This window comes from Arenimonas maotaiensis (genome assembly GCF_014638745.1).
Taxonomy (GTDB): Bacteria; Pseudomonadota; Gammaproteobacteria; order Xanthomonadales; family Xanthomonadaceae; genus Arenimonas; species Arenimonas maotaiensis.
This window is the reverse complement of the sequence record NZ_BMFO01000002.1, coordinates 242,315-266,946: the sequence shown is the minus strand read 5'-3', so window position 1 is coordinate 266,946 and position 24,632 is coordinate 242,315. Positions and strand designations below refer to the sequence as shown.

22 protein-coding genes are annotated in these 24,632 nt (G+C 67.4%); 10 read left to right on the top strand and 12 right to left on the bottom strand.

What is annotated here, in order from left to right; all coding sequences use genetic code 11:
* Nucleotides 1-127: 127 nt before the first annotated feature.
* The 3 genes from IEV56_RS05235 to IEV56_RS05225 form a co-directional block, all read right to left on the bottom strand.
* Complete coding sequence (locus IEV56_RS05235) at nucleotides 128-1,042, bottom strand: histone deacetylase family protein (protein WP_188448504.1); 915 nt, start codon at nucleotides 1,040-1,042, stop codon at nucleotides 128-130.
* A gap of 62 nt (nucleotides 1,043-1,104) precedes the next feature.
* Nucleotides 1,105-2,853 carry a phosphoenolpyruvate carboxykinase (GTP) gene (locus tag IEV56_RS05230; RefSeq protein WP_188448502.1) on the bottom strand — a complete coding sequence of 583 codons (1,749 nt, stop codon included), beginning with the start codon at nucleotides 2,851-2,853 and terminating at the stop codon, nucleotides 1,105-1,107.
* Between the two features lie 67 nt (nucleotides 2,854-2,920).
* On the bottom strand, nucleotides 2,921-3,511 hold the full coding sequence (locus tag IEV56_RS05225; protein ID WP_188448500.1) for a TetR/AcrR family transcriptional regulator: 591 nt from the start codon (nucleotides 3,509-3,511) through the stop codon (nucleotides 2,921-2,923).
* 131 nt (nucleotides 3,512-3,642) lie between these two features.
* Between IEV56_RS05225 and IEV56_RS05220 the strand changes: the two genes are divergently transcribed.
* Together IEV56_RS05220 and IEV56_RS05215 are read left to right on the top strand one after the other, a co-directional pair.
* Nucleotides 3,643-6,111: an acyl-CoA dehydrogenase gene (locus tag IEV56_RS05220; protein ID WP_188448498.1), complete on the top strand. Its 2,469-nt coding sequence runs from the start codon at nucleotides 3,643-3,645 to the stop codon at nucleotides 6,109-6,111.
* A 129-nt stretch (nucleotides 6,112-6,240) separates the two neighbouring features.
* Nucleotides 6,241-6,714, top strand: a complete 474-nt coding sequence (locus IEV56_RS05215) for a hotdog fold domain-containing protein (protein WP_188448496.1) — start codon at nucleotides 6,241-6,243, stop codon at nucleotides 6,712-6,714.
* Nucleotides 6,715-6,721: 7 nt separating this feature from the next.
* On the opposite strand, the gene IEV56_RS05210 is transcribed toward IEV56_RS05215, so the two are convergent.
* Nucleotides 6,722-8,050 carry an NTP/NDP exchange transporter gene (locus tag IEV56_RS05210; RefSeq protein ID WP_188448494.1) on the bottom strand — a complete coding sequence of 443 codons (1,329 nt, stop codon included), beginning with the start codon at nucleotides 8,048-8,050 and terminating at the stop codon, nucleotides 6,722-6,724.
* 125 nt (nucleotides 8,051-8,175) lie between these two features.
* Between IEV56_RS05210 and IEV56_RS05205 the strand changes: the two genes are divergently transcribed.
* Entirely contained in the window at nucleotides 8,176-9,762 is a 1,587-nt protein-coding gene (locus IEV56_RS05205) for a GMC family oxidoreductase (RefSeq protein WP_188448492.1), read from the top strand.
* 9 nt (nucleotides 9,763-9,771) lie between these two features.
* Here IEV56_RS05205 and IEV56_RS05200 read toward each other — a convergent pair whose 3' ends face one another.
* Both IEV56_RS05200 and IEV56_RS05195 read right to left on the bottom strand, forming a co-directional pair.
* Nucleotides 9,772-10,902, bottom strand: coding sequence for a PilT/PilU family type 4a pilus ATPase (locus IEV56_RS05200; protein ID WP_188448490.1), 1,131 nt, complete (start codon nucleotides 10,900-10,902; stop codon nucleotides 9,772-9,774).
* Between the two features lie 21 nt (nucleotides 10,903-10,923).
* Nucleotides 10,924-11,961, bottom strand: coding sequence for a type IV pilus twitching motility protein PilT (locus tag IEV56_RS05195; protein ID WP_188448488.1), 1,038 nt, complete (start codon nucleotides 11,959-11,961; stop codon nucleotides 10,924-10,926).
* A gap of 74 nt (nucleotides 11,962-12,035) precedes the next feature.
* On the opposite strand from IEV56_RS05195, the gene IEV56_RS05190 reads away from it, so the two are divergent.
* Nucleotides 12,036-12,710 carry a YggS family pyridoxal phosphate-dependent enzyme gene (locus IEV56_RS05190; protein WP_188448485.1) on the top strand — a complete coding sequence of 225 codons (675 nt, stop codon included), beginning with the start codon at nucleotides 12,036-12,038 and terminating at the stop codon, nucleotides 12,708-12,710.
* A 14-nt stretch (nucleotides 12,711-12,724) separates the two neighbouring features.
* The gene (gene proC / locus IEV56_RS05185; protein WP_188448483.1) at nucleotides 12,725-13,543 is read left to right on the top strand and encodes a pyrroline-5-carboxylate reductase; all 819 of its coding nucleotides are present in this window, start codon (nucleotides 12,725-12,727) and stop codon (nucleotides 13,541-13,543) included.
* On the opposite strand, the gene IEV56_RS05180 is transcribed toward proC, so the two are convergent.
* The 3 genes from IEV56_RS05180 to IEV56_RS05170 form a co-directional block, all read right to left on the bottom strand.
* Nucleotides 13,540-14,331 (bottom strand): cobalamin-binding protein, encoded by a 792-nt coding sequence (locus IEV56_RS05180; RefSeq protein ID WP_188448481.1) that lies wholly within the window; start codon nucleotides 14,329-14,331, stop codon nucleotides 13,540-13,542. The genes proC and IEV56_RS05180 overlap by 4 nt on opposite strands.
* The gene (pdxH, locus tag IEV56_RS05175) at nucleotides 14,328-14,924 is read right to left on the bottom strand and encodes a pyridoxamine 5'-phosphate oxidase (protein WP_188448478.1); all 597 of its coding nucleotides are present in this window, start codon (nucleotides 14,922-14,924) and stop codon (nucleotides 14,328-14,330) included. Before pdxH ends, IEV56_RS05180 begins: the two co-directional genes overlap by 4 nt.
* A 75-nt stretch (nucleotides 14,925-14,999) precedes the next feature.
* Nucleotides 15,000-15,785 carry a Rossmann-fold NAD(P)-binding domain-containing protein gene (locus IEV56_RS05170; protein ID WP_188448476.1) on the bottom strand — a complete coding sequence of 262 codons (786 nt, stop codon included), beginning with the start codon at nucleotides 15,783-15,785 and terminating at the stop codon, nucleotides 15,000-15,002.
* Between the two features lie 52 nt (nucleotides 15,786-15,837).
* Between IEV56_RS05170 and IEV56_RS05165 the strand changes: the two genes are divergently transcribed.
* The 5 genes from IEV56_RS05165 to hemE all read left to right on the top strand — a co-directional run bounded on the left by IEV56_RS05165 (nucleotide 15,838) and on the right by hemE (nucleotide 19,072).
* Nucleotides 15,838-16,383, top strand: a complete 546-nt coding sequence (locus tag IEV56_RS05165) for a shikimate kinase (RefSeq protein WP_188448474.1) — start codon at nucleotides 15,838-15,840, stop codon at nucleotides 16,381-16,383.
* The gene (aroB, locus tag IEV56_RS05160; RefSeq protein WP_188448472.1) at nucleotides 16,376-17,458 is read left to right on the top strand and encodes a 3-dehydroquinate synthase; all 1,083 of its coding nucleotides are present in this window, start codon (nucleotides 16,376-16,378) and stop codon (nucleotides 17,456-17,458) included. The genes IEV56_RS05165 and aroB overlap by 8 nt, the downstream gene beginning before the upstream one ends.
* A gap of 66 nt (nucleotides 17,459-17,524) precedes the next feature.
* Nucleotides 17,525-17,710: a YgaP family membrane protein gene (locus tag IEV56_RS05155; protein WP_188448470.1), complete on the top strand. Its 186-nt coding sequence runs from the start codon at nucleotides 17,525-17,527 to the stop codon at nucleotides 17,708-17,710.
* A gap of 52 nt (nucleotides 17,711-17,762) precedes the next feature.
* Nucleotides 17,763-18,020 (top strand): WGR domain-containing protein, encoded by a 258-nt coding sequence (locus IEV56_RS05150; RefSeq protein ID WP_188448468.1) that lies wholly within the window; start codon nucleotides 17,763-17,765, stop codon nucleotides 18,018-18,020.
* Complete coding sequence (hemE, locus tag IEV56_RS05145; protein WP_188448466.1) at nucleotides 18,017-19,072, top strand: uroporphyrinogen decarboxylase; 1,056 nt, start codon at nucleotides 18,017-18,019, stop codon at nucleotides 19,070-19,072. The genes IEV56_RS05150 and hemE overlap by 4 nt, the downstream gene beginning before the upstream one ends.
* 78 nt (nucleotides 19,073-19,150) lie before the next feature.
* On the opposite strand, the gene IEV56_RS05140 is transcribed toward hemE, so the two are convergent.
* The 3 genes from IEV56_RS05140 to IEV56_RS05130 all read right to left on the bottom strand — a co-directional run bounded on the left by IEV56_RS05140 (nucleotide 19,151) and on the right by IEV56_RS05130 (nucleotide 24,614).
* Entirely contained in the window at nucleotides 19,151-20,476 is a 1,326-nt protein-coding gene (locus IEV56_RS05140) for a dicarboxylate/amino acid:cation symporter (RefSeq protein ID WP_188448464.1), read from the bottom strand.
* Between the two features lie 97 nt (nucleotides 20,477-20,573).
* The gene (gene clpB, locus IEV56_RS05135; protein ID WP_188448461.1) at nucleotides 20,574-23,165 is read right to left on the bottom strand and encodes an ATP-dependent chaperone ClpB; all 2,592 of its coding nucleotides are present in this window, start codon (nucleotides 23,163-23,165) and stop codon (nucleotides 20,574-20,576) included.
* A 99-nt stretch (nucleotides 23,166-23,264) separates the two neighbouring features.
* Nucleotides 23,265-24,614: an APC family permease gene (locus IEV56_RS05130; protein ID WP_188448459.1), complete on the bottom strand. Its 1,350-nt coding sequence runs from the start codon at nucleotides 24,612-24,614 to the stop codon at nucleotides 23,265-23,267.
* Between the last annotated feature and the right edge of the window lie 18 nt (nucleotides 24,615-24,632).

Here is a 24,632-nt window from a genome sequence, read left to right as displayed (position 1 = left end):
GAAAATCAAAAACCCGGAAACACGGCCTCGGCGGCATCCGTTCAGATTTGAACTTAGCCCAATCCGGTCAGTTTCGTTATTTATTCGTTAATTTGCGCCCATTATGGTATCAGGCGTACCGGACTGCTCAGACCACGGAACTTCCCGCCAAGCACGCGGCCTGCCGAAGGGTCTCGAAATGGATGTCGACGATATCCTGCACGTCTTCGGCATAGCCGCCGGCCATCACCACCGCGGTCGGGATGCCGGCATCGGCCAGAGCCGCCAGCACCCGGCGGTCGCGCGCGGCCAAGCCGGGCTTGCTCAGCGCCAAATACCCCAGCCGGTCGCCGGCGAAGGGATCGGCACCGGCCAGATACACCGCGGCATCGGCGCCGGCCAAACTCAATACCAGGGGCAGATGCCAATCCAAAGCCTGCAGATAGGCCTCGTCGCCGGTGCCGCTGGCCAGCGCCACATCGTAATCGGACGGCGGCTTGAGCGCCGGATAGTTCTTCTCGGCATGCATGGAAAAGGTGAACACGCCCGGATCGGCGGCGCACAGCGCGGCGCTGCCGTCGCCCTGATGCACATCGAGGTCGATCAACAGCACCTTGCGCGCCAAGCCGTGGTGTCGCACGTGACGGGCGGCGATGACGGCGTCGTTGAAGACGCAATAGCCGCCGCCGCGGTCATACGCGGCGTGGTGGGTGCCGCCGGCCAGGTTGGCGGCCACGCCGCGCTCGGCGATGGCCCGCTTCAGCGCCTGGATGGTGCCGCCGGCCGAACGCCGCGAGCGCTCCACCATCTGTGGCGACCAGGGAAACCCGATGCGGCGCATCTCGCGCTCCTCGGCGCGGCCGTCCAGCATGCGCGCCACGTAGTCCGGGCAATGCACGCGCAGTAGATCGTCCAACTCCGCCGCCGGCGGTTCGTGCAGACGGATGCCAAGCGCATCGGCCGACGCCTGCACGCGCTCGTACAGCAGGCGGTATTTGGCCATCGGGAAGCGGTGCTCCGGCGGCAGCGGCAACACGAAGTGGTGACAGTAATAGGCGTGCATCCGCCCATGATAGGAAAAACCCCGCCGGAGCGGGGATTTCGCCAAATGAACGCGGACCCGGTTTACACCAGCTGGCGCGCAGTCTTGTCCAGCTCCTCGAACAGCGCGGCCGGCGTGCGTTCGCCGAACTCTTCGAGGTAGTCGGCGATGGCGCCGACTTCGGTGCGCCAGGCGTGGGTGTCCACATGCAGCAGCGCCTGCAGGTCGGCGGCGTCGATGTTCAGTCCGTCGCGGTTGAGCTCGCCTTCACCCGGCAGAATGCCGATGGCGGTGGCGTGGCCCGGCACCTCGTTCTTGACGCGCTTGATCATCCACTCCAGCACGCGCATGTTGTCGCCGAAGCCCGGCCACAGGAACTTGCCGCCGGCGTTCTTGCGGAACCAGTTGACGTGGAAGATCTTCGGCAGCTTGGCGCCGGGCTTATCGAACGACAGCCAATGCGCGAAGTAATCGCCGAAGTTGTAGCCGGCGAACGGCTTCATCGCCATCGAGTCGCGGCGCACCACGCCGACCGCACCGGTGGCGGCGGCGGTGGTCTCGGACGCCATGCCGGCGCCGACCAGCACGCCGTGGGTCCAGTCACGGGCCTCGAACACCAGCGGCACCAGCGATTCACGGCGGCCGCCGAACACGATGGCCGACAGCGGCACGCCCTGCGGGTCCTCGGCCATCGGGGTATAGCTCGGGCACTGCCTGGCCGACACCGTGAAACGGGAGTTCGGATGCGCGGCCGGACCGTTGGCCGGATCGAACGCGCGGCCCTGCCAGTCGGCGACCGGCGTTCCGTCCGGCAGGCCTTCCCACCAGGGCTGGTTGTCGGCGGTGACCGCGACGTTGGTGAAGATGGCGTCATGCGTCAGCATGGCCAACGCGTTCGGGTTGGTCTTTGCGCTGGTGCCCGGCGCCACGCCGAAGTAACCGGCTTCCGGATTGATGGCGTACAGGCGACCATCGGCGCCCGGACGCATCCAGCAGATGTCGTCGCCCACGGTCCAGATCTTCCAGCCGGCCTCGCGGTAGCCTTGCGGCGGAATCAGCATGGCCAGATTGGTCTTGCCGCACGCGCTGGGGAACGCGGCCGCGATGTAGTGGGTCTCGCCTTGCGGATTCTCGACGCCGAGGATCAGCATGTGCTCGGCCAGCCAGCCTTCCTGACGCGCCTGCCAGGACGCGATGCGCAGCGCATGGCACTTCTTGCCGAGCAGCGCGTTGCCGCCGTAGCCGGAACCGAAGCTCTGGATGCCGAGCTCTTCCGGGAAATGCATGATGAAGCGGCGGTCGGGATTCAGGTCGCCGGTCGAGTGCACGCCCTTGACGAAGGTGCCTTCGCGCTCGATGCGCGCCAGCGCCGCGGCCCCCATGCGGGTCATCAGGCGCATGTTGGCCACCACGTACGGACTGTCGGTGATTTCCACGCCGCAGCGGGCCAAGGGCGAGTCGATCGGGCCCATGCAGTACGGCACCACATACAGCGTGCGGCCTTTCATGCAGCCCTTGTACAGCGCGGCCATCTTGGCCTTGGCCTGTTCCGGATCCATCCAGTGGTTGTTCGGACCGGCGTCGTCGCGGTTGGCGGTGCAGACGAAGGTCAGGTGCTCGACACGCGCCACGTCCGAGACGCTGGAGCGGTGCAGGAAGCAGTTCGGATGGGTCTGCGGGTTCAGGGCGATGAGATCGCCGCTGCCGAGCATCAATTCGACCAGACGCGCGCTTTCTTCCTCAGAGCCGTCGCACCAGTGCACCCGGTCGGCACCGGTCAGGTCGGCATAGTGGGCGACCCACGCGTTCAATTCGGCAAGTTTGCTGCTCATCGGGCTCTCTCTGTGCGGTGGATCCGGCGACTGCCGGCGTTGTTATGGTGTATGACGCGCCCTTATTTTAACCGCTGGCGGGAATCAATGTCTCGCTCAGATGGGCCACATACTGCTCGAATTCGTCGTGATTCAACTTCGGATAGCCCAATTGCATGTTGAGCTGCAGGAAGCCGACATAGGCGGCGTAGGTCAGGCGGGCGCGGTTGATGGCGGCGCTGCGCGGCAGGCCGGCCTGGCGGAAGCTGGCGGTCAGGTAGTCGATGCGGCGCTTGGAAACGCGCTCCAGCACCGGCCGGACCAAGGGGTGGTCGACGGCTTTCAGCAGCTCGCTGTAGATTTTATGCGCCCGCAATTCGCTGGCGACCAAGGCGATCAAGGCCTTCAGCCGCGCCTGTGCGTCCGGCAGGGAATCGAGCTTGCCGAACACCTGCTCCTGCTCCTGCGATTCCCAAAGCTCCAAGGCGGCCTGGATCAGGGCATCGCGCGATTCGAAATGCCAATAGAAGCTGCCCTTGGTCACGCCCAAGCGCTTGGCCAGCATTTCGATGGCGATGCCCTGCAGTCCGGCTTCGGACAGGGCATCGAGCGCCGCCTGCTGCCAATCGCCGGCCGACAAGCGGTTTTTTTCCTGAATGGCCTGGGGTTTCAGTGACATGCAAGGGTCCGTGAAGATTCCATACGGGCGCGTATTGACAAACCCGCACCGGCTTGACGATACTTTAGCGTATGGTGTCGTTGCCCGCAAGTTCGGCCGCACCCGCCACGAATTATTCCCGGAGAATTCATATGAGCGTCATCGCCCCTTGGTTGGCCGTCCTGCTGATTGCCGCTTTCGCCAGCTACCATCGCTATTCCCTCGCCGTGTTCGCCGCACTCGCCGGCTCCGCCCTGGTGGCTTGCGGCCTGCTCGGCGCCGAGCCGACCTCCTTGGCGGTGGCCGCCGGACTGCTGGCCGTGGTGGTGCTGCCGCTGCTGATCACTCCGATCCGCCGCCACCTGATCACCTCGCCGCTGCTGGGCTTCTACACCAGGATCCTGCCGCCGCTGTCGGCCACCGAGCGCACCGCGCTGGAGGCCGGCACGGTCGGCTTCGAAGGCCAGCTGTTCTCCGGCAAGCCGGACTGGAACCTGCTGTTGAGCCAGCCCAAGCCGATGCTGACCGACGAGGAGCAGGCTTTCCTCGACGGACCGGTGGAAGAGCTGTGCACGATGGTCAACGACTGGGAAATCACCCATGTGCATGCCGACCTGCAACCCGAACTGTGGGACTTCATCAAGAAGAACAAGTTCTTCGGCATGATCATTCCGAAGGAATACGGCGGCCTCGGCTTCTCGGCCCTTGCCAACCACAAGGTCATCCAGAAGCTGGCTTCGGTGTCCTCGGTGGTGTCGTCCACGGTCGGCGTGCCGAATTCGCTGGGCCCGGGCGAACTGCTGATGCATTACGGCACCCAGGAGCAGAAGGACTACTATCTGCCGCGCCTGGCCGACGGCCGTGAAGTGCCCTGCTTCGGCCTCACCGGTCCGTGGGCCGGCTCCGACGCGACCTCGATCCCCGACTACGGCGTGGTCTGCAAAGGCCAGTGGAACGGCGCCAACGTGCTCGGCGTCAAGCTGACCTTCGACAAGCGCTACATCACCCTGGCGCCGGTGGCCAGCCTGATCGGCCTGGCGTTCCGCATGTACGACCCGGACAAGCTGCTCGGCGACCAGGCCGACATCGGCATCACCCTGGCGCTGTTGCCGCGCGACACCCCGGGCGTGGAAGTCGGCCGGCGCGCGATGCCGCTGAACTCCCCCTTCCAGAACGGTCCGGTGCGCGGCAAAGAGGTGTTCATTCCATTGTCGCAGCTGATCGGCGGCGAAGAAATGGCCGGCAAGGGCTGGCAGATGCTGGTCGAATGCCTGTCGATCGGCCGTTCGATCACCCTGCCCTCGACCGCCTCCGGCGGCAGCAAGATGGGCGCGGTGGTCACCGGCGCCTACGCCCGCATCCGCAAGCAGTTCGGCCTGTCGGTCGGCCGCTTCGAGGGCGTCGAGGAGGCGCTGAGCCGCATCGCCGGCAACGCCTATGCCATCAGCGCGCTGTCGGAAGCCGCCGCCGCCGCGGTCTGGCGCGGTGAACTGCCGGCGGTGCCGTCGACCATCGCCAAGTACCATTGCACCGAGATGTCGCGCCAGCTGGTCAGCGACGCCATGGACGTGCACGGCGGCAAAGGCATCATCCTCGGCCCGCAGAACTACCTGGGCCGCGCCTGGCAGGCCACGCCGATCTCGATCACGGTCGAGGGCGCCAACATCATGACCCGCTCGCTGATGATCTTCGGCCAGGGCGCGATCCTCTGCCATCCGTTCGTGCTGAAGGAAATGAAGGCCGCCACCAACCCCGACCGCGCCCAGGGCCTGCGCGACTTCGACCGGCTGCTGTTCGGGCACATCGGCGCCGCCATCTCCAACGCCGTGCGCAGCCTGTGGTTCGGCATCACCAACGCAGCCTTCGGCTCGGCGCCGGGCGACGCCCACACCAAGCGCTTCTACCGCAAGCTCAACCGCTACTCGGCGGCGCTCGCGCTGTGCGCCGACGTCTCGATGCTGACCCTCGGCGGCAAGCTGAAGTTCAAGGAGAAGCTGTCCGGCCGCCTGGGCGACGTGCTCAGCCAGCTGTACATCATCTGCGCCATCCTGAAGCGTTACGAAGACCAGGGCCGCCCGGTCGCCGACCAGCCGCTGGTGGCGTACTCGGTGATCGACGCCGTGCACAAGATGGAATCGGCGCTGTCGACCGCCCTGCGCAACTTCCCGATCCGTCCGGTCGGCTGGGCGCTGTGGCTGCTGGTGTTCCCGTTCGGCCGCCGCGCCACCGCGCCGTCCGACCGCCTGGGCCGCCGCGTCGCCGCCCTGCTGATGAGCCCGAACGAAGCGCGCGACCGGATGGCCGACGGCGTGTTCACCACGCCCTGCGCCAACAATCCGGCCGGCCGCATCAACAGCTACCTGACCAAAGTGGTGCTGGCCGAACCGGTGGAGCGCAAGTTCCTGAAGGCGATGAAGGACAGCCACCTGAGCACCCTCGATTTCGAGGCCCAGCTCGACGAAGGCATGCGCCGCGGCGTGATCAACGCCGAGGAACGCCGTCAGCTGGAAGAGCTGCGGGTGATGACCATCGACACCATCCGCGTCGACGACTTCGAGCACTCGGAGCTGGTCGCCGCTTCCAGCCTGAAAGGTACCGGCGCCGTCGTACGCGCGGCCTGAGGCGACGAATCATGTCGGGGCGGACCTGCGTGTCCGCCCTGATTCGCATGGCAATATGGAAGGGCGGACATATCCGCCGCATGTTGATTAAAGGGCGGACGCACAGGTCCGCCCCTACGGGGGTTGACGATGACTGACGCAAACCGGCTGTTGACGCTGTACCGCAAAATCACGCGCTGGCCGCTCGGCCATTGGCTGTTCTCGCGTGCGGTCTGCGTAAAGGCGCCCTACTTCGGCAGCATCGCGCCGCGCATCGTCCGGCTCGAACACGGCCGCTGCGAAGCGGTCATCCGCGACCGGCGCGCGGTGCACAACCACATCGGCAGCGTGCACGCCATCGCCCTGTGCAATCTGGCGGAGCTCACCGCCGGGGTGATGACCGACGCCAGCCTGCCGGCCGGCATGCGTTGGATCCCGAAAGGCATGACGGTGTCGTATCTGAAGCGCGCCAAGGGCCGCATGCATGCCGTCGCCACGCCGATGATCGCGGTCGTGGTGGCCGAATCCGGCTACGAATTGCCGGTCAACGTCGATGTGTTGGATCCGGCCGGCGACAGGGTGTTCCACGCCGAAATCCGGATGTGGCTGTCGCCGAAACGCTGAGATCGGATCAACCGCCCGCGGCCGGACGCTCGTCCGGCAATTTGCTTTGCTCGCGCACCAGGCGCCAGGCACCGAAGGCCATGCCGGCGGTGACCGCCATGCCGGTCAGGAACACCGCGCCGGAACCCAGCACCGACAGCGCCTTGTGCAGCCAGACGAAGGTCAAATCGCCGCCGCGGTAGATCACCGTGTCGATGGCGGCGCCGGCCTTGTAACGCCACTCGCGCGGCACGCGGGTGTACACGGTTTCGCGCGCCGGTTTGGCCAGCGAGAACTCGCTGGCGCGGGTCACCACCTGCACCGCGGCCACCAGCAGCGGGAACGGCGAGGCCGCCAGCGCGGCGAAGCCGATCAGGATCGCGAATGCGGGAATCAGCAGGGCCGGGCCGATGCCGTGGCGGGTCAACAGCCAACGGGTCAGCAGCAGCTGCACCAGCAGGGTCAGACCGTTCACCGCCAGGTCGATGCCGGCGTAATAGGCGGTGCGCGAGGCGGCGTCGGTGAAATAGGCCCGCGCGATTGCGGCCTGCTCGTTGTACAGCAGGGTGCCGACGCCGACGCCGAAGAACACCAGGATGGCGATTGCGCGCAGCAGCGGCTCGCGCGCCACCAGCCGCAGGCCGGCCAGCACGCCGCCGCCCATCGGGACTTCGCCGCTGGCCAGGTTCTGTTCGAGTTCGCGCGCCACCGCCCACGGCCGCAGGCGCAGGATGCACAGCAGGCAGACGATCAGGAACCCGGCCGAGACCAGCAGCAGCTGGCCGATGCCGATGGCCTCCACCAACGTACGGGTCAACAGCGGGCCGAGCATGGCGCCCAGCGTGCCGGCGGCGCCGATGTAGCCGTACACCCGCTTGGCGTCTGCGTTGGAGAACACGTCGGCCATGAAACTCCAGAACACCGCCACCGCGAACAGGTTGAACACCGTCAGCCACAGGAAGAACGCCATGCCGCGGCCCGGCAGGGCGCTCTCGAACACGAAATGGAAGGCCAACAGGCAGGCGATGAAGAAACCGTATACCACCGGCAGGAACACGCGCCGCGCGTAGCGGCTGACCAAGGCGCCGTACACCGGTTGCAGCAGCACCATCAGGATGAAGGTGCAGGTGAACAGGAACTGCAGGGTGAAGTCGCCCAGGGACACGCCGCGGCCGGCGAACCAGTCGACCAGGCCGGCCGGAAACACCGCGCGCACGTCGCTGTCGGCGCCCATCGCCTCGCGCACCGGGCGCAGCAGGTAATAGCCGGTCAACAGGCAGAAGAAGTACACGAAGGCCCACAGCAACGCCGGCGTCTGGCGGTTGTGGTCGCGGAAACGGACGAGGGCTTGCAGCATGCTGGGGGACCCGGTGGCGGACGCCCATTAAATCACAGTCGCCGTCCGCCTGCGCGCCGCCGGTTAGAGCATATGCTCGAGGGTGCGGGCATAGTCTGCCAATAGTCACTATAAAGCGGGCTTATATGTTCGATTACATCATCGTCGGTGCCGGTTCCGCCGGTTGCGCCATGGCCAACCGGCTCAGCGAGGACCCTGCGGTGCGCGTGCTGCTGCTGGAAGCCGGCGACCGCGACTGGAACCCGCTGGTGCACATGCCGGCCGGTATCGCGCAGCTGGTGGGCCAGAAGGGCGTGAACTGGAACTACAGCACCGCGCCCGAGCCGCAACTGAACCAGCGCAGCCTGTGGTGGCCGCGCGGCAAGGTGCTCGGCGGCTCCAGCTCGATCAACGCCATGTGCTACATCCGCGGCCACGCCCGCGACTACGACGAATGGGAAGCCCTCGGCTGCGCCGGCTGGAACTGGCACAGCGTGCTGCCCTACTTCATCAAGTCCGAAGGCAACGTGCGCGGCGCATCAAACCTGCACGGCGGCGACGGCCCGCTGACGGTGTCGGACCCGCGCCATGTCAATCCGCTCAGCCAGGTGTTCCTGCAGGCCGCGGAACAGGCCGGTTTCAGCCTCACCGACGACTTCAACGGCGCGCGCCAAGCCGGCTTCGGCCTGTACCAGACCACCACCCGCGGCGGTCGGCGCTGTTCGAGCGCGGTCGCCTATCTGGGCCCGGCGCGCAAACGCCCGAACCTGAAGGTGATTACCAAGGCCACTGCCTCGCGCATCGTGTTCGAGGACGGCCGTGCCAGCGCGGTGGTGTACGCGGTGGACGGCAAGGGCGGCTTCTGCGAGGCCGCGGCGCGCGAGGTGATCCTGTGCGGCGGCAGCATCAACTCGCCGCAGCTGCTGATGCTGTCCGGCATCGGTCCGGCCGCGCAATTGCGCCAGCATGGCATCGAAGTGCGCGTCGACGCACCCGGCGTCGGCGGCAACCTACAGGACCACCTGGACGTCTGCACCCTGCAGAAATGCCTGCAGGACGTCACCTACGACACCGTCAATCCGTTGCTGACGGCGTTGCGCTTCTATCTGTTCAAACAAGGGCCCGGCACCAGCAACGTGGCCGAAGCCGGCGGCTTCTGGCGTTCGCCGTTGGCCGAGGACGAGCGTCCGGACATCCAGTTCCATTTCGTGCCGGCCCAGCTCGACGACCACGGCCGGCACCGCATGCGCGGTTCGGGCTATACCCTGCACGCCTGCTTCCTGCGGCCCAAGAGCCGCGGCCGCCTGTACTTGACCGGCGACAGCGTGCACAACAAGCCGCGCATCGAGGCCGGCTATCTGAGCGATCCGGACGGCTTCGACCTGCGGGTGATGGTCGAGGCGGCGAAACTCTCGCGCCAGTTGCTGGCGCAGCCGGCGTTCGACCCCTACCGCGGCCCGGAAGTGTTTCCCGGCGAGGCGGCGCAGACCGATGCCGACCTGGAAGCGTTCGTGCGCGAGAAGGCGGAAACGGTGTACCACCCGGTCGGCACCTGCAAGATGGGCGCCGACGACGACCGCGACGCGGTGGTCGACAGCCACTGCCGCGTGCGCGGCGTGCGCGGCCTGCGCGTGGTCGACGCGTCGGTGATGCCGAAGCTGATCGGCGGCAATACCAACGGTCCGGTCATCATGCTGGCGGAGCGCGTGGCCGACCTGATCAAGGCCGGCTGACGGCTGCCGTCAGCGGTTCTCGGAAATCTCGACGCCGTCCAGACCCTGCGACAGGGTGCTGGCGTCACCGCCTTGGGCGAGTTTGATGCGCAGCCGAACCTCGTTGCTGGAGTCGGCGAAGCGCAGCGCCGATTCGTAGCTGATCTCGCCGGCCTGGTACAGCTCGAACAGGCTCTGGTCGAAGGTCTTCATGCCCAGCAGGGTCGATTCCTTCATCACATCCTTGAGCTTGTGCACTTCGCCGGTGCGGATGTAGTCGGCCACCAGCGGCGTGCCGATCAGGATCTCCATGGCGACGCGGCGCTCCTTGCCGTCGGCGGTCGGCACCAGCTGCTGCGCGATGATCGCCTTCAGGTTCAGCGAGAGGTCCATCAGCAGCTGGCCGCGGCGCTCTTCCGGGAAGAAGTTGATGATGCGGTCGATGGCCTGGTTGGCGTTGTTGGCGTGCAGGGTGCAGAACACCAGGTGGCCGGTCTCGGCGAACACCACGGCGTGGTCCATGCCCTCGCGCGTGCGCACCTCGCCGATCATGATCACGTCCGGCGCCTGGCGCAGGGTGTTCTTCAGCGCGTTGTCCCAGCTGTCGGTGTCGATGCCGACCTCGCGCTGGGTGATGATGCAGCCCTCGTGCTTATGCACGAACTCGATCGGGTCCTCGATGGTGATGATATGGCCGGTCGAGTTCAGGTTGCGGTAGCCGATCATCGCCGCCAGGGTGGTGGATTTGCCGGTGCCGGTGGCGCCGACGCAGATGATGATGCCGCGCTTGGTCATCGACAGCGACTTCAGGATCATCGGGAGGTTCAGCTCCTCGATGGTCGGGATCTTGGTCTCGATCCGGCGCAGCACCATGCCGACCTGGTTGCGCTGGTAGAAGCAGCTGACGCGGAAGCGGCCGACGCCGGCGGCGCCGATGGCGAAGTTGCACTCGTGCGTCTTCTCGAACTCCTCGCGCTGGGCCGGGCTCATCACGTTCAGCACCATGTCGCGGCTCTGCTGCGGCGTCAGCGGGTTCTGGGTGATCGGCGAGACCTTGCCCTGGACCTTGATCGACGGCGGCACGCCGGCGGTGATGAACAGGTCGGAGGCCTTCTTGTGGGCCATCAGCTTGAGGAAGGAGGTGAAATCGATGCTGCTCATGGCAGTGCTCCGGAAACGGCTTTATTCGAACAGACGCTTGTCTTTGGCGTAACCCCAGGCCTGGGTCTTGCTGATCTGGCCCTTCTTGGTCAGGTCGAGCAGGCATTGGTCGAGGGTCTGCATGCCGACCGCCTGGCCGGTCTGGATGGCGGAATACATCTGCGCCACCTTGTCCTCGCGGATCAGGTTGCGGATGGCGGGCGTGGCGACCATGATCTCGTGCGCCGCCATGCGGCCGCCGCCGGTCTTCTTCAGCAGGCTCTGCGAGATCACCGCGCGCAGCGACTCGGACAGCATCGAGCGCACCATCGATTTCTCGGCGGCCGGGAACACGTCGATGATGCGGTCGATCGTCTTGGCGGCCGAGCTGGTGTGCAGGGTCCCGAACACCAAGTGGCCGGTCTCGGCGGCGGTCAGCGCCAGGCGGATGGTCTCCAGGTCGCGCAGTTCGCCGACCAGGACATAGTCCGGGTCCTCGCGCAGCGCCGAGCGCAGGGCGACCTCGAAGCCGTGGGTGTCGCGGTGCACTTCGCGCTGGTTGACCAGGCATTTCTGCGAGGTGTGCACGAATTCAATCGGGTCCTCGATGGTGAGGATGTGGCCGAACTCGTTCTTGTTGATGTGGTCGACCATCGCCGCCAGGGTGGTGGACTTGCCGGAACCGGTCGGACCGGTGACCAGGATCAGGCCCTGCGGCTGCTCGATCAGCTCGCGGAAGATCTTCGGGCAGGCCAGCTCGTCGAGGGTCAGCACCTGGCTGGGAATGGTGCGGAACACGGCGGCGGCGCCGCGGTTCTGGTTGAAGGCGTTGACGCGGAAGCGGGCCAGGCCGGGAATCTCGAACGAGAAGTCGACTTCGAGGAACTCCTCGTAGTCGCGGCGCTGCTTGTCGGACATGATGTCGTACACCAGCGCGTGCACCTGCTTGTGGTCGAGGGCCGGGATGTTGATGCGGCGGACGTCGCCGTCGACGCGGATCATCGGCGGCAGGCCGGAGGACAGGTGCAGGTCGGAGGCCTTGTTCTTGACCGAAAACGCGAGCAGTTCGGCGATATCCATTGGTGTTCCCCTAATCCGTGGCTTATCATGGCACAGTATCGGTTCAAGTATAACCCCATGGGAGTTTTCGACAAGTGACCGGAAACCTCGCCCAAAACTACCGGAAACTGCGCACCGCGCTGGACGCCTGCGCCGCCCAGAGCGGGCATCCGGTGGCGCTGCTGGCGGTCTCGAAAACCCATCCGGCGGCCCGCGTCGCGGAGTGCGCGGCACTCGGCCAAAAGGCCTTCGGCGAGAACTATGTGCAGGAGGCGCTCGGCAAGATCGCCGAGCTGGCGCCGCTCGGCCTGGAATGGCATCTGATCGGCCCGCTGCAATCGAACAAATGCCAGGCGGCGGCCGAGCACTTCGACTGGGTGCAGAGCGTCGACCGCGCCAAAATCATCCCGCTGCTGGCGAAGCACCGGCCGGCGCACCAGCCGCCGTTGAACGTGCTGGTCCAGGTCAATGTCGACGGCGAGGCCAGCAAGTCCGGCTGCGCGCCGGCGCAGGCCGCCGACTTGGCCGCGCGCGTCGCCGCCGAGCCGCGGCTGGCGTTGCGCGGGCTGATGGCGATTCCCGATCCGGCCACCAGCGGCAACGGCCTGGCCTTCGCCCAGATGCAACGGCTGTTCCGCGAACTGCGCGGCACGTATCCGACGATGGACACGCTGTCGATGGGCATGAGCGACGACTTCCCGGCCGCCATCGCGCACGGCGCCAACCTGGTCCGCGTCGGCAGCGCGCTGTTCGGCCGCCGCGGCCCGTAAACCCGAGGAATCCCATGGACCCCCAAATCGCATTCATCGGCGGCGGCAACATGGCCCGTAGCCTGATCGGCGGCCTGCTGGCGCAGGACTTCGACAAATCCGCCATCCGCGTGTCCGAACCCTACACGCCGACGCGGGAAGCGCTGGCTTCCGAACTCGGCATCACGGTGCTGGACGACAACCGACGTGTTGCCGCCGGCAGCGCGGTCTGGCTGTTCGCGGTCAAGCCGCAGGTGATGAAAACCGTTTGCGCCGAACTGCGCGAGCTGGCCCAGGCCGAACGGCCGCTGGTGCTCTCGATTGCCGCCGGCATCACCGCCACCCAGCTGGATAGCTGGCTGGGCGGCGGCCTGCCGGTGGTGCGCATCATGCCCAACACCCCGGCCCTGCTCGGTGCCGGCGCCAACGGCCTGTTCGCCAACGCCCGCGTGGATGCCGCGCAGAAGGCGCTGGCCGAACGCCTGTTCCGCGCCACCGGCCTGTGCACCTGGATCGCCGATGAGGCGCTAATGGACACCGTGACCGCGCTGTCCGGCAGCGGCCCGGCCTATGTGTTCCTGCTGTGCGAAGCGATGCAGGCGGCGGCGGTCAAACAGGGCCTGCCGGCCGAGGCCGCGCGCGATCTGGCGGTGCAGACCTTCGTCGGCGCGGCGCGCATGCTGGCCGAATCCGGCGAAAGCGTCGAGGTGCTGCGGCAACGGGTGACCTCGCCGAACGGCACCACCCATGCGGCGATCACCGCATTCGAGGACGGCGGTCTGCGGCGACTGGTGCAGACCGCGCTGGATGCGGCGACCGCGCGCGGCATCGCGCTCAGCCGCGAGAACGACTAAGCCTCGGCCCAGGCCCGGATGTGCGCGGCCAGGGCGGCCACGCCGTCGGTCAGCGCCGCAGGGCCGGGCTGCAGGATGATCGGTGATTTGATCTCGAACAATTGCCTGTCGCGTACCGCGGCGATGCCGGCCCAACCCGGGCGCGCGGCGACCTTCTCCGGCCGGAATTTCTTGCCGCACCAGGAACCGAAGATGATGTCGGGATCGCGCGCGATCACGCGGCTGCCGTCGGCCATGATGCGGTTCCTGGCCATCGGTTCGGCGGCCAGTTCCGGCAGGATGTCGTCGCCGCCGGCGATGCGGATGAGTTCGGCGACCCACTGGATGCCGGAAATCAGCGGCTCGTCCCACTCCTCGAAATAGACCTTGGGCCGGCGCGGCAGGCGCGCGGCCTGTTCGGCCAGCGCATCCAGTCCGGCGCGCAGCGAACCGGCGTAGGCCGCGGCTTTCTCCGGCACGCCGACCAAGGCGCCCAGGCGCAGGACGTAATCGAGGATGCCCTCGACGCTGCGGTGGTTGCTGATCCAGACCTCCACGCCCTGCTTGATCAGGGCGGCGGCGATGTCGGCCTGGATGTCGGAGAACCCGACCACGAAATCCGGCTTGAGCGCCAGGATCTCATCGATCTTGGCGCTGGTGAAGGCGCTGACTTTCGGCTTTTCGCGGCGCGCGGCGGGCGGCCGCACGGTGAATCCGGAGATGCCGACGATGCGCGCCTGCTCGCCGAGGGCGTACAGGACTTCGGTCGGCTCTTCGGTCAGGCAGACGATCCGGCGCGGACCGCTCATGGATACAGCATCGCCTGCGTCCAAGCGCCGTCGATGCGCTCGTAGCATTGGCGCTCGTGCAGGCGGAACTGCGCGCCGTACCAGAACTCGATGCGTTCGGGCACCAGGCGGAAGCCCGACCAATGCGGCGGCCGCGGCACGTCCTGGCCTTCGTAGCGTTTTTCCACGTCGGCCACGCGCCGGTCGAACAATTCGCGTGAGGCCAGCGGCTGCGACTGCAACGACGCCCAGGCGCCGATCTGGCTGCCGCGCGGGCGGCTGGCGAAATAGGCGTCGGCCTCGGCGGCGGACACCGGCTCGACCGTGCCCTCGATCTTGACCTGCACGCCCTCGCGCAGATGCTTCCAGTGGAACAGCAGCGCCGCCTGCGGATTGGCCGCCAGCTGCCGGCCCTTGCGCGAGCTGAAATTGGTGAAGAACACGAAACCGCGCTCGTCGAAGGCTTTCAGCAGCACGGTGCGCGCCGCCGGACGGCCGTCGCGGCCGACGGTGGCCACGGTCATCGCGGTCGGTTCCGGATCCGGGCTCCGCTTGGCCTGCTCAAGCAAGTCGGTGAAAGTGTTCAGGGCGTCTTGATACAGGGCGTCGGTCATGGTGTCCTCCTCGGTTGCCTCATTGTCGCCGACCCGGCGGCAAGCCGGCGTGATTTGGGTCAATCGGCACCATGCTCAGGCGTCGGCGTAGGCCTCGCGGTAGCTGGGGTAGCGCGACTGCCAGCCGGCGGCGCGCAATTTGGCGTTCGAGACCCGCCGGCCACGGGCCGGGCCGGGCGGTGCCGGCAACGGCGGCAATCCATGGCGCGCGCGGATCCAGTTGGCGACCTCGACCTGCACCGCCGGTTCGTCGTCGCTGGCGATCCAGACCGGCGAGGCGCCCGGCGCATCGATCAGGTGCGCGGCGGCGGCGGCGGCATCGTCGATGTGGATGCGGTTCGTCCAATCGCCGGTGACGCCCTCGCCGAGCAGGGCCCGGTTGACCAGCATGCGCCGGCCCGGGCCGGTGATGCCGCTCAGGCGCAGCACGCGGTTTTCCGGCTGCTGAAGGCAAAGCGCCTCGGCCTCGCGCAATACCCGGCCGTTGAAGCCCTGCGCGGCGGCGGCGCTGTCCTCGTCCACCCATTCGCCGGCATCCTGGGCGTACACCGCGGTGGAACTGACGAACAGCGTATGCCGCGGCTGCAGCACGCACATGGCGCGCGCCAGACCGTCGACATACAGCTGCCGGTAGGCGGATTCGTTGCGGGCGTCGGGCGTGGCGCAGAACACCAGCCAATCCGGCCGCGCCGGCAGGCGCCGCAGGTCGGCCTCGGCGTCGAGATCGCCGTACACCGCCTGCACGCCGGCGGGCATCGGCAGCACCCGGCGCCGCAGCGCCGTCACCGTATCGCCGGCGGCGACCCGCAAGGCCGCCAGCCGCATGCCCAGATCGCCGGCGCCGATGATCGCGATGTCCATGGATGAACCTGCCTGCATTCCGCGGTTGACGGCGCAATGGTAGCATTGAGCCATGAGCGCCAACGCCAACCTGATCCTGATCGGCCCGATGGGCGCGGGCAAAACCACCCACGGCAAATGGCTGGCGCGCCAGCTCGGGCGGCGTTTCGTCGACCTCGACGCCCACATCGAACAGCACACCGGCACCAGCATCAGCCACATTTTCGACCTGGAAGGCGAGGCCGGCTTCCGCCGGCGCGAATCCGAGGCGCTGGCCGAAGTGTTGGCTTCGGACGGCATCGTGCTGGCCACCGGCGGCGGCACCGTGCTGTCGGAGGCCAACCGCGCGCTGATGAAGGCGCGCGGCACGGTCATCCACCTGCACCTGCCGCCCGAGCAGCAGCTGCAACGCCTGGCCGGCGACCGCAAGCGGCCGCTGCTGCAATGCGCCGACCGCGCCGGCCGCCTGCAACAGCTGTCGGAAATCCGCACGCCACTGTACCGCGCCTGCGCCGACATCCACATCGATCTGAGCCGGATGCCGATGTCGAAAGTACGCCATCACCTCATCGAATGCCTGAACGAGCGCGCCGAGGGCGCGGAACCCCACCATGCCTGAACTGCACGTCGAGCTGGCCGCGCGCCGCTATCCCATCCACATCGAATCCGGCCTGCTTCGGCGGCGCATCGCCGCGTTGGCGCAGGCGCCCGAGCGCATGCTGATCGTGACCGACGACAACGTCGGACCGCTGTACGCCGATGCCCTAAAGCAGGCCATCGGCCGGCCGGACTGCCCGGTCTGGCGGATGCCGGCCGGTGAAGCCGAGAAGACCTTGGCGCGCTTCGGCGAACTGCTGGAACACATGGCGGAACGGGGCCTGACCCGCGACGCGCGGGTACTGGCGCTCGGCGGCGGCGTCATCGGCGATCTGGCCGGCTTTGCCGCCGCCTGCTATATGCGCGGCATCGCCTTCGTGCAGATTCCCACCACCCTGCTGGCCATGGTCGATTCTTCGGTCGGCGGCAAGACCGCGGTCGACCTGCCGGCCGGCAAGAACCTGGTCGGCGCCTTCCACCAGCCGCAGGCGGTGTACATCGACCCGGACGTGCTGGCCACCCTGCCCGAGCGCGAATTCCGCGCCGGCCTGGCGGAAGTGCTGAAATACGGCGCCATCGCCGACGCGCGTTTCTTCGGCTGGCTGGAAGACAACGCCGAGGCCCTGCTGGCGCGCGATGCCGCGGAGCTGGAAGGCGCCATCCTGCTCAGCTGCCGGCACAAGGCCGACATCGTGGCGCGTGACGAGACGGAACAGGGCGACCGTGCGCTGCTGAACTTCGGCCACACCTTCGGCCATGCGCTGGAAGTGCTGTTGGACTACGGCACCCTGCTGCACGGCGAAGCGGTGGCGATCGGCATGCAGCTGGCGGCCGATTTCTCGGTCGAACTCGGCCATGCCGATATCGGCGACAGCCAGCGCCTACGCGCCCTGCTGAACCGTTTCGGCTTGCCGACGGCGTTGCCGACGGGACTCGGCGCCGACGCCGTGGTGGCCAAGATGCGTCTGGACAAAAAAGCCGCCGCCGGCCGGTTGCGGCTGATCCTCTGGCGCGGCGTGGGCAAGGCCTTCATCGCCGGGGACGTCGATGCCGGGGCGTTGACCGCCTTCCTGGCCGCGCAATCGGCCGGTAATTGACCGCAATCACGCCGCGCCGGGCGGATTGGATTACCCTGTAGCCACACCCGCCACCGGAGCATGTCCATGAAAGCCAACATCGGCAACACCGACCGCGTCATCCGCATCGTCCTCGGCCTGGCCATCATCGCCTGGGGCGCCATGAGCCAGAATTGGCTCGGCGCCATCGGCCTGGTGCCGCTGGCCACCGCCTTCCTGCGCTGGTGCCCGGCCTACCTGCCGTTCGGCATCTCCACCTGCAAACGCGGTTGAACGCGCCGGGCCAGGGGCGGGCGCGCACGGATTCGCGATACAATGACGGCTTATGCGCGTCCTCCTGCAACAACCGCCCCAAGGCTCCGAAGCCCCCCGTTACGTCAGCATCAGCCTGCAGCAGGATCTGCTGGGCGGCTGGACGCTGATGCGCGAATCCGGCCAAATCGGCGGTAAATCCCAACTCAAACGCGAACAATTCCTCGACACCGAACCCGCGCTGGCGGCCTTCGAGAAGGCGCGCGCCGCCCAGCTCAAGAAAGGCTTCCAGGTCATGTTCGTGCAGGGCGCGGCGGAACCCAAACCATGAAAAACACCCGTTTCCTCGACACCATCGCCGGCAAGCCGGTCGACGCCACGCCGGTCTGGCTGATGCGCCAGGCCGGACGCTATCTGCCGGAATACCGCGCCACCCGCGCCAAGGCCGGCAGCTTCATGGGCTTGGCCACGAATCCGGAACTGGCCTGCGAAGTGACTCTGCAGCCGCTGGACCGCTACGACCTGGACGCCGCCATCCTGTTCTCCGACATCCTGACCGTGCCCGACGCCATGGGCCTCGGCCTGAGCTTCGCCGAGGGCGAAGGCCCGCGTTTCGCGCGCCCGGTGCGCACCGCCGCCGACATCGCCAAGCTGGCGGTACCGGACATCGGCAGCGAGCTGCGCTACGTCACCGACGCGGTCAGTCTGATCCGCCGCGAGCTCGACGGCCGCGTGCCGCTGATCGGCTTCTCCGGCAGCCCATGGACCCTGGCCTGCTACATGGTCGAGGGCGGCGGCTCGGACAACTTCGCCCGCATCAAATCGCTGGCGCTGAACGAACCGAAATTGATGCACCGGCTGCTGGAAGTCGTCACCGATTCGGTCATCGCCTATCTGGCCGCGCAACGCGCCGCCGGCGCGCAGGCGCTGATGGTGTTCGACACCTGGGGCGGCGTGCTGGCCCCGCACACCTACCGCGAGTTCTCGCTGCGCTATCTGCAGCGCATCGCGGCCGAACTGCCGCGCGGCGACGGCGAGGCCAACACCCCGCTGATCCTATTCGGCAAGGGCAACGCCCCATATCTGGAAGAGCTGGCCGCCAGCGGCGCCGAAGGCCTCGGCGTGGATTGGCTGGTGTCGCTGGAAGAGGCGCGCCGGCGTACCGGCGGCAAGGTCGCGCTACAGGGCAACCTCGACCCGGTCACGCTGTATGCCGAGCCGGACACCATCCGCGCCGAAGTGGCGCGCGTGCTGGCCAGCTATGGCCACGGCAGCGGCCATGTGTTCAACCTCGGCCACGGCATGTCGCCCGACATGAATCCGGAACATGTGAAAGTGCTGGTCGATGCGGTGCACGAACTGAGCCGCCCGTACCACGCCTGAACGTAGGGGCGAACCTTGTGTTCGCCCGAATTACACCACCCGTAAAAAAGGGCGAACACAAGGTTCGCCCCTACGGAATCACGCGGCCGGCGTGGCGGCCCGATGCCGGCGCTCGGCGTCCTCTTCGGTCAGCAGTTCGCCCTCCCACTTGCCGATGACCGCCGAGGCGATGGAGTTGCCGACGGCGTTGGTGGCCGAACGGCCCATGTCCAGGAAGCGGTCGATGCCCAGAATCAGCACCATGCCCTCGACCGGCAGGTCGAACTGCGCCAGGGTGCCGGCGATCACCACCAGCGAGGCCGACGGGATGCCGGCCATGCCCTTGGAGGTCACCATCAGCGTCAGCAGCATCGCGATCTGGGTGCCGAGCGGCATGTCGATGCCGTACACCTGGGCGATGAAGATCGAGGCGAAGGCGCAGTACATCATCGAGCCGTCGAGGTTGAACGAGTAGCCCAGCGGCATCACGAAACTGGAGATCTTGCGGCTGACGCCGAAGCGGTCGAGCGCGTCCAGGATTTTCGGGTAGGCCGCCTCCGAGGACGCGGTGGCGAACGACAGGAAGAACGCCTCCTTGATCTCGTGCAGCAGGCGCTTGATGCGGTGGCCGAGGAAATACCAGCCGACCGCGACCAGCGCCGCCCACAGCACCACCAGCGCGGCGTAGAAGCTGCCCATGAACTTCAGGTAGGTGTACAGGATGCCGATGCCCTGGCTGGCGACCGCGCTGGCCATGGCCGCGAACACCGCGAACGGCGCGAACAGCATCACGTAGCCGGTGATCTTGATCATCACGTGCGAGAGCTGCTCGATCATGTCCTGCAGGGTCTGGCCGGCCTTGCCGAGCGAACCCAGGGCGACGCCGAAGAACAGCGAGAACACCACGATCTGCAGCAGCCGGTTCTCGCCCAGCGCGTTGCCGCCGGCGGCGTTGATGATCGAGGTCGGCACCAGCTGGTTGGTGACGAAGGCGACGAAGCCGGAATCGTGCACGCCGGTCTGGAACGCCTCCAGCTTGGCGCGCGCGGCGGCGATCTGGGCCGCGTCCGGCGGCGACAGGCCGGCGCCGGTGCCCGGATGCAGCAGGTTGGCGAACAGCAGGCCGAGCAGCAGCGAAACCACCGAGGCGATCACAAACCAGCCCAGGGCCTTGACCCCGACCCGGCCGATGCCGCCGGTGTTGCCCATGTGCGCGATGCCGATGACCAACGTGGAGAACACCAGCGGCGCGATGATCATCTTGATCGCGCGCAGGAACAGGGTCGACAGCACCGAGATGTAGGACATGTCGACCGCGATCAGGCCGGTGTTGACCATCCAGCCGAAGGCGACGCCGAGGATCATGCCGAGCACGATGTAGACGGCGAGCTTCTCCGCGCCGCGTTTGCTGTTCAATGCCGACATCCGATTCTCCGCAAATTCCGGGCAACTGCGCCCAATCGGGCCATTGTGGCGGAAAACCGGGGCCGGCGACAAGCCCGGCCCCGTCGGCGGCGCGCAATCAGGCCTTGGCGAAGCTCAGACCGGCGCCCTCGGCGTCCACCGTCACCGTATCGCCGGCGGCGAACGCGCCGGACAGGATGCGGTTGGCCAGCGGGTTCTCCAGCAGCTGCTGGATGGCACGCTTCAGCGGACGCGCGCCGTACACCGGATCAAAGCCCTGCGAGCCGAGCAGGTCGAGCGCCTTTTCGGTCAGGCTCAGGGTGATGCCGCGCTCGGCCAGACGCTTGGCCAAGCCGCGGGTCTGGATGCCGGCGATGGCGCGGATGTGCTCGGCCGCCAACGGATGGAACACCACGATGTCGTCCAAGCGGTTGATGAACTCGGGCCGGAAGTGCGATGCCACCTGGCCCATCACCGCCGCCTTCATCTGCACGTAGGCCTCGCTGCCGATGCCCTGGCGGTCGGCGATTTCCTGAATGTGCTGCGAACCGAGGTTCGAGGTCATCACGATCACCGTGTTGCGGAAATCCACGGTGCGGCCCTGGCCGTCGGTCAGGCGGCCGTCGTCGAGCACCTGCAGCAGGATGTTGAACACGTCCGGATGCGCCTTCTCGACCTCGTCGAGCAGGATCACCGAATACGGCCGGCGGCGCACGGCTTCGGTCAGGTAGCCGCCCTCCTCGTAACCGACGTAGCCCGGGGGCGCGCCGATCAGGCGCGACACCGAATGCTTCTCCATGAACTCGCTCATGTCGATGCGCACCATCGCGTCCTGGCTGTCGAACAGGAAGCCGGCCAGCGACTTGCACAGCTCGGTCTTGCCGACGCCGGTCGGGCCGAGGAACAGGAACGAGCCGTTCGGCCGGTTCGGATCACTCAGGCCGGCGCGCGAACGGCGGATGGCGGCCGAGACCGCGGTCACCGCCTCGTGCTGGCCGATGACCTGCCGGTGCAGCTCGTCCTCCATGCGCAGCAATTTCTCGCGCTCGCCTTCCAGCATCTTGCTGACCGGGATGCCGGTCCAGCGCGACACCACCTCGGCAATCTCCTCGGCGGTGACCTTGTCCTGCAGCAGGCTGAAGCCGCGGCTCTCCACCGCCTGCGCCGCCTGCAGCTGCTTCTCCAGCTCGGGGATGCGGCCGTACTGGATCTCGCTCATCAGCGCGATGTCCTGTTTGCGCTGGGCGGCGTCCAGCTCCAGGCGCGCCTGCTCCAGCTGCTCCTTGATGCGGGTGGCGCCGGTCAGCGTGGCCTTCTCGGCTTTCCAGATTTCCTCCAAGTCGCTGAATTCGCGTTCGAGCTTGTCGATTTCCTGCTCGAGATCGTCCAGACGCTGCCTGGATTCGCGGTCCTTCTCCTTCTTCAGCGCCTCGCGCTGGATCTTGAGCTGGATCAGGCGGCGCTCCATGCGGTCCATCTCCTCCGGTTTGGAATCGATCTCCATGCGGATGCGCGAAGCGGCCTCGTCCATCAGGTCGATGGCCTTGTCCGGCAGCTGGCGGTCGGCGATGTAGCGGTGCGACAGGGTGGCCGCGGCCACGATGGCCGGGTCGGTGATCTCGACGCCGTGGTGCACGGCGTAGCGTTCCTTCAGGCCGCGCAGGATGGCGATGGTGTCCTCCACCGAGGGCTCGCCGACCAGCACCTTCTGGAAGCGGCGTTCGAGCGCGGCGTCCTTCTCCACGTACTGGCGGTATTCATCGAGCGTGGTGGCGCCGATGCAATGCAGCTCGCCGCGCGCCAGTGCCGGCTTCAGCATGTTGCCGGCGTCCATGGCGCCCTCGCCCTTGCCGGCGCCGACCATGGTGTGCAGCTCGTCGATGAACAGGATGACGTTGCCTTCCTGCTTGGACAGGTCGGACAGCACCGCCTTCAGGCGCTCCTCGAATTCGCCGCGGAACTTGGCGCCGGCGATCAACGCGCCCATGTCGAGCGCCAGCACGCGGCGGCCGCGCAGGCCTTCCGGCACTTCGTTGTTGACGATGCGTTGGGCCAGGCCTTCGACGATGGCGGTCTTGCCGACGCCGGGCTCGCCGATCAGCACCGGGTTGTTCTTGGTGCGCCGCTGCAGCACCTGGATGGTGCGGCGGATCTCCTCGTCGCGGCCGATGACCGGATCGAGCTTGCCGGATTCGGCGCGCGCGGTCAGGTCGAGGCAGTATTTCTCCAGCGCCTGCCGGTTCTCCTCGGCGTTGGCATCGGTCACGGTCTCGCCGCCGCGCAGGGCCTGGATGGCCTGCTCGATCTTCGCCTTCTCGGCGCCGGCGGCCTTCAGCGCGCGGCCGGCCGGGCCGGCATCGGACACCAATGCGGCCAGGAACCATTCGCTGGCGATGAACTGGTCGCCGGCTTGTTGGGCCAATTTATCGGTCTGGTTGAGCAGGCGCGCCAGCTCGTTGCCGAGCGAGACCTGTCCGTCCTGGCCGGCCACTTTCGGCAGCTGGTCGAGCGCCTCGGCCAGCTTCTGTTTCAGCACCGGCAGATTGACGCCGGCCTGGCGCAGCAACGGCGCACTGTTGCCGCCGGTCTGTTCGAGCAGCGCCTGCAACAGGTGCGCCGGCTCGATCAGGCTGTGGTCGCGGCCCACGGCCAGGCTCTGGGCATCGCTCAAGGCCTGCTGGAACTTGCTGGTGAATTTGTCGATACGCATGATCTAACCCCCGTTCGGTGAGTGCGCGCTGGGCGCCTGCTTCCTAAGTGAGGGCGACCGGCCGCGCGTTCAAGCGGCCGTGTTCAGCGCCCGGACAGCCTATGCCCGGCGTCGGCGATGCCAGTGCATCAGCGGCCAGAGCAGCACCGCGCCGAGCACGATCACCGCGACGCCGGCCACGGCGCCGGATTTGACATAGGCCAGGCTGGAATAGAACAGATACGCGCAGGAAGCCGCGAACAGCAGCGGCAGCAGCGGATACCAGGGCACCACGAACGGCCGCGGCGCATCCGGGAAGCGCCGGCGCAGCACGATCACCGCCACCGCGCTGAGCATCAGGAAGAACCAGTACACCGGCGACAGGTAATCGACCATGGTCGAGAAGCCGCCGCGGGTCAGCGTGCCGAAGCCGACCAGACCGATGGAAACCGCGGCCATCGCCAGCAGCGCGCCGCGCGGCACGCCCTTCTCGCCGTCCCAGCGGCCGATGCCGCCGAGCGCCTGCAGGTCGCGGGCGGTGGCGTAGGTGGTGCGCGAGCCGGCCAATAGCAGCGCGTTCATCACGCTGATCGAGGTGACGGCGACGATGCCGACGATCAGCACTTCGCCGGGCCGGCCGAAGGCGACCCGCATCAGGTCGGCAGCCGGCGCGTTGCTTGCGGCCAAGCCGGCGAATCCCAAGCCCTGCAGATACGCCCAATTGACCCAGAGATACAGCGCGAACACCGTGGCCAAGCCGCCGGCCAAGGCCAGCGGCATGCCGCGCCGCGGATCGCGCATTTCGGCCGACAGCGTGGCCGCATCGCTCCAGCCGCCGTAGGCCAGCAGCACGAACACCATGGCCTGGCCGAAGCCGGCCAGGCTCACGGCGGCCGGCGCCGCGGCGGACGGCGGCACGAAACCGGACGCGGCTAGCCGCACGCCGGCCAGGCCGACCACCACCAGGCCGGCCAGCACCAGCAACATCAGCAGAAACTGCGCGCCGACGCCGACCGAGACCCCGCGCAGGTTGAGCGCGACCAAGGCCAGGATCAGCAGGCTGCCGAACACCGGACTGCCGTACGGGCCGAGCGGCACCAGCTGGTTGAGGTAGTCGCCGAACACGAAAGCCAGCAGGGCGATCGAACCGGTATGGATCACCGCGAAGCGCGACCAGGCGAACAGCACGGCCATGCGCTGGCCGTACGCCAGGCGCAGGAAGTGGTAATCGCCGCCGGTATCCGGGAAGGCCGCGGCCATTTCGGCGAAACACAGGGCGCCGACCAAGGACAGCACGCCGCCGATGGCCCAGGCCAGCATCAGGGTGCCGGGGCCGTCGAGATGGGCGGCGACCTCCGGCGAGGTGCGGAAGATCCCGGCGCCGATCACCATGCCGACGCAGACCGCGGCGGCATGCCCGACATGGAGTTGGCGGCGGGGTTGGCTGGCGTCGGTGCGGGAGTCGGTCATGGTTCGGCGGGCGAAGGG

What these genes read in the sequence shown, in the direction of transcription:
- IEV56_RS05235 (WP_188448504.1), bottom strand. Translation starts at nt 1,042, where the DNA reads ATGCACGCCTATTACTGTCACCACTTCGTGTTGCCGCTGCCGCCGGAG.
- IEV56_RS05230 (WP_188448502.1), bottom strand. Translation starts at nt 2,853, where the DNA reads ATGAGCAGCAAACTTGCCGAATTGAACGCGTGGGTCGCCCACTATGCC.
- IEV56_RS05225 (WP_188448500.1), bottom strand. Translation starts at nt 3,511, where the DNA reads ATGTCACTGAAACCCCAGGCCATTCAGGAAAAAAACCGCTTGTCGGCC.
- IEV56_RS05220 (WP_188448498.1), top strand. Translation starts at nt 3,643, where the DNA reads ATGAGCGTCATCGCCCCTTGGTTGGCCGTCCTGCTGATTGCCGCTTTC.
- IEV56_RS05215 (WP_188448496.1), top strand. Translation starts at nt 6,241, where the DNA reads ATGACTGACGCAAACCGGCTGTTGACGCTGTACCGCAAAATCACGCGC.
- IEV56_RS05210 (WP_188448494.1), bottom strand. Translation starts at nt 8,050, where the DNA reads ATGCTGCAAGCCCTCGTCCGTTTCCGCGACCACAACCGCCAGACGCCG.
- IEV56_RS05205 (WP_188448492.1), top strand. Translation starts at nt 8,176, where the DNA reads ATGTTCGATTACATCATCGTCGGTGCCGGTTCCGCCGGTTGCGCCATG.
- IEV56_RS05200 (WP_188448490.1), bottom strand. Translation starts at nt 10,902, where the DNA reads ATGAGCAGCATCGATTTCACCTCCTTCCTCAAGCTGATGGCCCACAAG.
- IEV56_RS05195 (WP_188448488.1), bottom strand. Translation starts at nt 11,961, where the DNA reads ATGGATATCGCCGAACTGCTCGCGTTTTCGGTCAAGAACAAGGCCTCC.
- proC (WP_188448483.1), top strand. Translation starts at nt 12,725, where the DNA reads ATGGACCCCCAAATCGCATTCATCGGCGGCGGCAACATGGCCCGTAGC.
- IEV56_RS05180 (WP_188448481.1), bottom strand. Translation starts at nt 14,331, where the DNA reads ATGAGCGGTCCGCGCCGGATCGTCTGCCTGACCGAAGAGCCGACCGAA.
- pdxH (WP_188448478.1), bottom strand. Translation starts at nt 14,924, where the DNA reads ATGACCGACGCCCTGTATCAAGACGCCCTGAACACTTTCACCGACTTG.
- IEV56_RS05170 (WP_188448476.1), bottom strand. Translation starts at nt 15,785, where the DNA reads ATGGACATCGCGATCATCGGCGCCGGCGATCTGGGCATGCGGCTGGCG.
- IEV56_RS05165 (WP_188448474.1), top strand. Translation starts at nt 15,838, where the DNA reads ATGAGCGCCAACGCCAACCTGATCCTGATCGGCCCGATGGGCGCGGGC.
- aroB (WP_188448472.1), top strand. Translation starts at nt 16,376, where the DNA reads ATGCCTGAACTGCACGTCGAGCTGGCCGCGCGCCGCTATCCCATCCAC.
- IEV56_RS05155 (WP_188448470.1), top strand. Translation starts at nt 17,525, where the DNA reads ATGAAAGCCAACATCGGCAACACCGACCGCGTCATCCGCATCGTCCTC.
- IEV56_RS05150 (WP_188448468.1), top strand. Translation starts at nt 17,763, where the DNA reads ATGCGCGTCCTCCTGCAACAACCGCCCCAAGGCTCCGAAGCCCCCCGT.
- hemE (WP_188448466.1), top strand. Translation starts at nt 18,017, where the DNA reads ATGAAAAACACCCGTTTCCTCGACACCATCGCCGGCAAGCCGGTCGAC.
- IEV56_RS05140 (WP_188448464.1), bottom strand. Translation starts at nt 20,476, where the DNA reads ATGTCGGCATTGAACAGCAAACGCGGCGCGGAGAAGCTCGCCGTCTAC.
- clpB (WP_188448461.1), bottom strand. Translation starts at nt 23,165, where the DNA reads ATGCGTATCGACAAATTCACCAGCAAGTTCCAGCAGGCCTTGAGCGAT.
- IEV56_RS05130 (WP_188448459.1), bottom strand. Translation starts at nt 24,614, where the DNA reads ATGACCGACTCCCGCACCGACGCCAGCCAACCCCGCCGCCAACTCCAT.